The 6944-nt window shown below is 70.2% G+C and carries 6 protein-coding genes; 3 read left to right on the top strand and 3 right to left on the bottom strand.

Annotated elements, in window-relative coordinates:
* Window positions 1–294 precede the first annotated feature (294 nt).
* The 3 genes from HLK59_RS46810 to HLK59_RS46800 all read right to left on the bottom strand — a co-directional run bounded on the left by HLK59_RS46810 (window position 295) and on the right by HLK59_RS46800 (window position 3717).
* Entirely contained in the window at window positions 295–1185 is an 891-nt protein-coding gene (locus HLK59_RS46810; RefSeq protein WP_171147783.1) for an XRE family transcriptional regulator, read from the bottom strand.
* Entirely contained in the window at window positions 1182–1433 is a 252-nt protein-coding gene (locus HLK59_RS46805) for a hypothetical protein (RefSeq protein WP_171147782.1), read from the bottom strand. The genes HLK59_RS46810 and HLK59_RS46805 overlap by 4 nt, the downstream gene beginning before the upstream one ends.
* A 991-nt stretch (window positions 1434–2424) precedes the next feature.
* Window positions 2425–3717 (bottom strand): helix-turn-helix transcriptional regulator, encoded by a 1293-nt coding sequence (locus tag HLK59_RS46800; RefSeq protein WP_171147786.1) that lies wholly within the window; start codon window positions 3715–3717, stop codon window positions 2425–2427.
* A 186-nt stretch (window positions 3718–3903) separates the two neighbouring features.
* On the opposite strand from HLK59_RS46800, the gene HLK59_RS46795 reads away from it, so the two are divergent.
* The 3 genes from HLK59_RS46795 (at window position 3904) to HLK59_RS46785 (ending at window position 6499) form a co-directional block, all read left to right on the top strand.
* Window positions 3904–4368 (top strand): hypothetical protein, encoded by a 465-nt coding sequence (locus HLK59_RS46795; protein ID WP_206328428.1) that lies wholly within the window; start codon window positions 3904–3906, stop codon window positions 4366–4368.
* A 104-nt stretch (window positions 4369–4472) separates the two neighbouring features.
* Entirely contained in the window at window positions 4473–5162 is a 690-nt protein-coding gene (locus HLK59_RS46790; protein WP_171147781.1) for a class I SAM-dependent methyltransferase, read from the top strand.
* 200 nt (window positions 5163–5362) lie between these two features.
* Window positions 5363–6499 (top strand): IS30 family transposase, encoded by a 1137-nt coding sequence (locus HLK59_RS46785; protein WP_240983047.1) that lies wholly within the window; start codon window positions 5363–5365, stop codon window positions 6497–6499.
* Window positions 6500–6944 lie beyond the last annotated feature (445 nt).

Genomic DNA, 6944 nt, shown 5'->3' with positions numbered 1-6944 from the left:
GGGGAGGGGGGGAGGGGGGCGGGGGCGGGGGGGGGGGGGGTGGGGGGTGGGGGGCGGGGGGTGGGGGGGGAGGGGGGGGGCGGGGGGGGGGGGGAGGGGGGGCGGACGGTTTCGCACGGGGCGGCGAGGCTGTGGGCGGCGCGGGGGGCGGTGGTGGCGGCCGTTTGGTGCTGCCACGGCGGCAGGTCGTCGTCGGCGGGGTCGTCGTGGGGGACGATGTCGGCGGGGACGTGGGGCTCACGCAGCAGCAGCGACTGGGCGAGGAGGTCGTCGATGGTGCTCATGATGGCGGGATCACTCCTGGGGTTCGGTGTCGGGGAAGAGCTGCTTGAGGGCCCAGCGGGCGTGGTGGTCGAGGGTGTGGACCAGGGCCGGGGGCAGGCCGATGACGGCGGGGATGGTGTCGGGGTCGATGCCGCACAGGTAGCGCAGGACGGTGACGTCCATCTGGTCATCGGGCAGCTGGGCGATCGCGTCGAAGAAGCGGGCCAGGACGTCGATGCGGGCCAGGCGCTCGGTCAGGTGGGGGGCCTGGGCCTGGTGCGTGGTGGAGAAGGCCGCGGCGCGCAGGTCGTAGTGGCCGGCGGGCCGCTGGGCGGCGCGCGCGAGGACGGTGGCGCGCAGCAGCTGCCAGGCGTGGCGGGGCGTGTCCGGGCTGGAGGTGGCGTCGTCCCAGGTCAGCCAGAGCAGGTCGAAGACCTCGCCGACCGCGTGCCGGGCACGGGGCAAAGACTGCAGGAAGGCCTGGGCGTAGGCGTGGTAGGGCACGGCCATCGCCTGGTAGAGCGCCACATGCGCGAGAGGGCGCTCGTCGGCGTCGGCGGGCGGGACGGCCAGGAGGCGGTCGTCGATCCAGGCGGGCTTCTTGTCCGCCTCGACCGCGGCGACCTTCCACAGCCGGCGCAGCGGGCCGACGGGTAAGTCCAGGGCGCGGACCACGCTGTAGGTGATCTCCCAGGTGGGGTAGAGGCCTTTGCCGCGCATCAGTTCCGACAGGCGGGTCTTGGAGAACCCGGACCGGCCGACCAGGTCGTCCAGGGTCAGGCCGCTGGCGGTGAAGCGGCTGCGGACCGGTTCCAGCCAGGTGCGGTGCGCCAGACCGGCACTCGCACAGATCGGCTCCGGCGGGCGGCCGCGACGATGGGGAGGCTCGGCGGGCCGCTCGGGTACGGGGGATGTGGTCACTGGGGCGGCTCCTGACTTCCCGCCGGGCCCGCGGCCGGCGCGGGCGCCGGTACGGCAGTGGGTGCGGCAGCCGCCGCGGTGGCCCGGGTGTCCGGGCCACACAGCGCGGAGACGATCTGCTGGATGAGGAGCCCCAGCGTGGGCAACAGCGCGATCAGCGCGGTGAGTTGGCCCAGCACGGTCATCACCGTGCTCCATGCGAGGACCGCCGCGAGAACGAGGACGGTCATCACCTGCTTGCCTGTCATGGCACCTTCCCTTGGAGGACATACCAGTGTCTGGAAAGGCCCCTCCGGGGCGGTGCTCACGCGCCCCGGAGGAGTTGCAGGACAGCATGGTGTGCGAGACGCCCGCCACTCAACGTGATCATGGGATTGCGGAACAATGCCAGCCAGTGAACACATCGTCACCAGGCGACCACAAGGTGTCGATGACGTCCCATCAGCCCACGCCATACCAGGGCGCCTTACCGCAACGACGCCCATACCGTCACCAGATCATGCCGCAATGAACCCTTTTGATGGCGAACCCGTACTTCCCCTTGCGACACCAACCGGAAGGCGCACCATGGACAACGGACGCCTCCCCCGGCGTCGCACCTTCCAAGTCTGGAAGGCCGCGCGGCCCCCTCGTGCTCAAGAACCACCGGAGGGGAAACCGCCCCGCTTCCGCCCAGCCGCCCACGCGCTGGGCGGAAGCGGACACTCCACCAAGCCGTGAAGCCGCACCCCGAGCCCGGGCAAGGCTGTGCCCGCCAAGACGGGGCAGCCTGACGGGCACACAACCAATCTGACACCACAGCGTCCACGCCGCCCGTCGACCACACCCGTTCCACCCGCACCACATCCAGGCGCGGAGACACAGTTCGTACGAGGTCATCACACTCGCCGACCATGCCGTCACTCGTGACGGAGCGTCATCGGCGCACGGGAGCACACCCCCGCTTCACGAAATTCTTGCCAGCGCCCGGCGGCGGCGAGGTGCGGGTCATACTGTGCGGCGCGGTGTACTGCGGTCCAGGAGCGGCGGCTGTAGTGCAGGGACCGCGCAAGGCTGCCGATCCGGGCCGTGTCCGCCGCGCTGATGATGCCGTCCTTGCTCGCGGTGTTGAGCGTGTGCAGGAGGTTGACCAGGGGCTCGCCAAGGGGTTGTCCGTCGGGGGCGTCCCGTACGGCGCCCCAGCGCCGTTCCTGGGTGCGGCTTTTGGGGCCCTCGACACGGTGAACCTGCAGGCTGGCGTCAGCCTGCGGCCTTCGCCACGGCAGCCTGCAGGTCGCGGACCCCTGCAATCTGCGGATGTCGCTCGGCCAGCTCGGTGACCACGCGGCGGATCGCAGGACGATCTCGTACCTCTCCGGGGCTCGCCCGGTAGGCATCGAGGAGGGCGCTGGCGGTCTGCGCGGGCCGTCCCCAGGCCCACCAGGCGCGTGCCATGTCCGTTCCCAGCCTCGCCTTTCGCTCGGCGGTCGCGAACTGATCCGGGCGCAGGTTCTTCCCGACCTCCAGTGCGGCGCCTGCGTCGCCGAGCGCCCAGTGCACCCCGACCGCGTAGAGGTCGACGCCGGCCGGGCTGATCGGGAACAGGCGGCCCGCCGGGGCGATGTGCGGAAGAGCCCGGGCCGCGCGGCGGGCCTCCTCTGTCATCGCCGAGGCCTCAGCGCGCCGGCCGCCCCGGGCCGCGGTGTAGGCGAGGGTGCAGAGCATTTGTGCGTAGGCGGAGGCCAGGGCGTCGGTCCGTAGTCCCGTCGCTTCGACCTGCGCGGTGGCAGCCATCATCAGGTGCTGGGCTTCCTCGGTACGGTCCTGGTGGCGCAGCACCACGGCGAGCGCCCGGGCGGCGGATGCCGAGGCGAGCGGCGAGCCGGACACTTCGGCCCAGGTCCGGGCGCGGTCGGCGGCGATCCGGGCCTGCTCGTAGGAGCCGAGCTTGTTCAGCACGGAGGCGGTGAGGCTGTAGACGGAGGAGAGCCGCGCCTGGTCGAGCTCCCGCCGGGAGGAAGCAGCCGCGTGTCCGTCCGCGATCAGTCCGGGCAGGGCGGCGAGCAGTTTCGCGTGTGTGCCGTGGTCGTACAGGTCGCGGGCGGTGGCCATGCGGGCGTCCAGCGATCCCCTGCCGGTTGGTGGCGGAGTGGCGGCCAGCGCCTGGTCCACGCCGAGCACCAGGACGACGGGCCCGGCGGTCGCCGTGGCGGTGAGCAGCGTGCGGCGGTGCATCGGGTCCTCCTGCGCGTGCGGACTGGCCGTCACTTTAGTGTCCGCAGATGCCGACGGGGTCGGTGGCGCAAGAGAACTCACCAAAATGGGCAGCGGAATCCCCACTTCGCGCGCAGCGCGGTGAACGAGGGTCAGGTCGAAGACCCGGCTGCGCCGCTCCAGCCGGGATACGGTGGACGCCGAGCAGCCGAGCCGGTCGCCGAGGGCGGCAAGAGACCAGGAGCGGTGTTCTCGGCCGAGGCGGATCAGCGCGCCGGGCAGCCGCTGTGCGGCTAAAGCGCGCGCCTTGGGGGTGTTCCAGAGCGGGTCAACGGGCAGTTGGTCCCTCCCACACCGCACGACCGGGGGCCTCCCACGGTACGGGCACCGGAAGGTACCGTCGAGGCGGCTTGCACGACGTGCAAATGCCTTGCGCAGCAGGATGGTTGACCACCACCGGGCGCGTCGGCGCGGTGTGCTGGGTACAGCGCCCCAACCGTTCGGGGCCCGTCCCTGGGAGGCATCATGACAAGCGCAGCCGCGGCCACGTTGGCCATCGACCCGGTGCTCGGCCCAGTCCGTTCCGCCCGCGAGGTCGTCTCGCCCCAACTGTGGGAGAAGCAGGTCCAGCTCCTCGTGCGGGACTACCCATACGACACGGTCATGGCGGCCAGGGTCCTCGAGCAGGGCTACGCCTACCTGCTGACCGCGATGACCCACCGGGGCGAGTCCCTGGGCCTGGCCCCGAGCAAGCTCGTGGACATCGGCGTGCACACGATCATCCTCGACACCGTGGCATACGCCGAACTGTGCGCGCGCTTCAACGGCGGGCACTTCCTGCATCACGTGCCCAAGGCCGACATGAAGAACGACGGCTCAGTGATGAAGACGGCGCACTTCGTCGCCGCCGACGGCTGGGAAGTCGATCTGTCGCTCTGGCAGGACGCCCCCGGCTGCGGCCCGTGCCACCCGGGCAGCGACTCGCACTGACCCGGCTCTTGGGCCCGGCCGGATTCTGGTCGGGCCCCAGCATCGTCCGTGTGAGATTCCCCGAAATCGGCCACACGGCCGGCCATCGCCACCAGGATGAGGCGGTGACGAGTACCGCAGACCTCTGGCACCACTACGGTCGCGTCCGCGCCGCACGCGACCGCGCCGTCCCCCCGACCTTCCCCTGGATCTGGAGCCAAGACGGCGGTCCCGGCCCGGAGGCCCTCGGCCATCTGACCGGCCGCACCGTCGGCGACCTGGGTGCCGGATCTGCCCGGCACGCCGCCTATCTGGCGGTTCACCACTCCCCTGCTCGCATCGTCGCCGTCGACGGCTCACCCGCCCAGTGCGACATGGCCGCCACGCTGTATGGCCACCTCGCACCGCGGCTGCGCATCGTCTCATCCGACGCCGTAAGCCACCTGACGGCGCACCCTGACACCTACGACGTGCTGTACAGCGTCTTCGGCGCCGTCGACTTCACCGACCCGCACTCGCTCCTGCCGGCGGCAGCAGCCGCTCTGCGGCCGGGCGGCCGTTTAGCGTTCTCCACACTGGCGCACTATCTGGGCGGCCAGCCTGCGCAGCCGGACGTCGTGGCTGCCGACATCCCGGCGCGAACCCCCCAGGGCATGGAGACCACGATGCGCCGCTGGGTGCTTCAGGAACACGTGTGGGTGAAGCTCCTGGACGAGGCCGGATTCACCCGCATCCACATTGACCTACTGCCCTCGCCGACCGCTGGGCCTCGTTGCGCCGCCACCCTCCTAGTAACGGCCCACCGTACTTCCTGACCGCCAGCGCTCCCTGTAGATCAACGCCTTGCGCGCGGCTGGCTGTGAACGACTTCTCGGGCCCCAGCGGAACGCTTGGGTTCTACAGGTGGTTGCAACACCTGGCCCTGCGGGGTGTTGCGATGGCCAAGCCGCGGCGAACATCGAAGAAGCGCGGACCTGCTCCGTTGGCGGACAAGCGTGATCATTACCTTCGCCTGATGGCGCAAGGGATGAGCAACTCGGCGGCGTGCCGCGAGGTGGGGATCAACCGCAGGACCGGGACTCGCTGGCGGTACGGACGTAAGGACGTCGACCGGACTGGGCGCGAGCGCGTCTACGCGCCGATCACCGAGGAGCGGCATCGCGATGGGACTTCGGACCGGTTCCTTGCCGAGGACGAGCGGCTCGTCATCGCCGATCTGCTCCGGTCCGGGAACTCGCTGCGTGCGATCGCCCGGGAGCTCGGCCGGAGCCCGGCCACGATCAGCCGGGAGGTGCGGCGCAACAGCGATCCTCGCACCGGCAAGTACCACCCCTTCCAGGCGCAGCGCCGGGCGGCCGTACGCCGTGCCCGCTCGAAGGAAGGCAAGATGCGGCGTGACCCGGAGCTGAAGGAGTTCATCCAGCAGCGTCTGGACCGGCGGTGGAGCCCGGAGCAGATCTGCCAGGCCCTGCGCACCGCTTTCCCGGACGAGCCCGAGCGGCACCTCGCGCACGAGACCGTCTACCTGCCGCACCGCGGCGGCCTGGAGCGTGCCCCCGGCGTCCTGCGCAGCGGCCGGCCCGCTCGCCGTCGACGCCGCCGGCCCGACGAGCGCGCCACCCGGTTCATCGACCCCGGCACCCTGATCAGCCACCGCCCAGACGAGCTCAACGACCGCCGGATAGCGGGCAGTTGGGAGGGCGACCTGATCGTAGGCAAGGGCAACCGGTCCGCGATCGGCACCCTGGTCGACCGGTCCACCCGCTACGTCAAACTCCTTCACCTGCCCGACGGACGGGGCTCCCAGCAGGTCCGCGACGCGCTCGTCCACGCCCTCGGCGGCCTCCCTGCCGAGCTGGCCCGTTCGGTGACCTGGGATCAGGGCAGCGAGATGAGCCGACATGACGAGTTCACCCGCGCCACCGGCATCCCGGTCTACTTCTGCGAGCCCGCCAGCCCCTGGCAGCGCGGCTCGAACGAGAACACGAACGGCCTGCTGCGCCAGTACTTCCCCAAGAGCACCGACCTGTCCGTCTTCGGCGCCGAGGACCTCGCCTTCGTCGCCGCCGAACTCAACAGCCGCCCCCGCAAGACCCTCAACTGGAACACCCCCGCGCACCTCTTCGCCAAGCTCGTCGCAACACTGGAATGATCAGCGTGTTGCGACGATGACTGGAATCCGCCCTTGGAGCGGCCTGCGTACCAGTGGACGTAGATCTCGATGATGTCGACCACGGTGAATGATCTCCTTGCCATCCGGTGCGTCCATCGACCTCTCGTGCTGCAGGTCGAGGGACATGTGCGTGTTCGTGATGGCCAGGACCCTCAAGCCCAACTTCGTCATCCCCATGGAGAATTCGGCGAAATCGGGATGGACCATTACATGAGACTCAAACTACCCGAGGGTGGGGAAAACCGTGACCGCCCACAACTAAAAGTGATCCCGAAGCAATTACAGGGAGACCACCACTACTGACCTTGTTGGCGTGATGTCGCAGGGGCTGACAAGCGTTGGTTCTCGCAGTAGGCCGGTCATATGAGGTATCCGCAAGGGGGTGGGCTGACCGCGGAGCGACGGGTGTTTCGCGAGCACATCC

The organism is Streptomyces sp. S3(2020) (assembly GCF_013044505.1).
Classification (GTDB): domain Bacteria; phylum Actinomycetota; class Actinomycetes; order Streptomycetales; family Streptomycetaceae; genus Streptomyces.
Note: the sequence above shows the minus strand (reverse complement) of the source record. Positions and strands in the feature narration are given on the sequence as shown.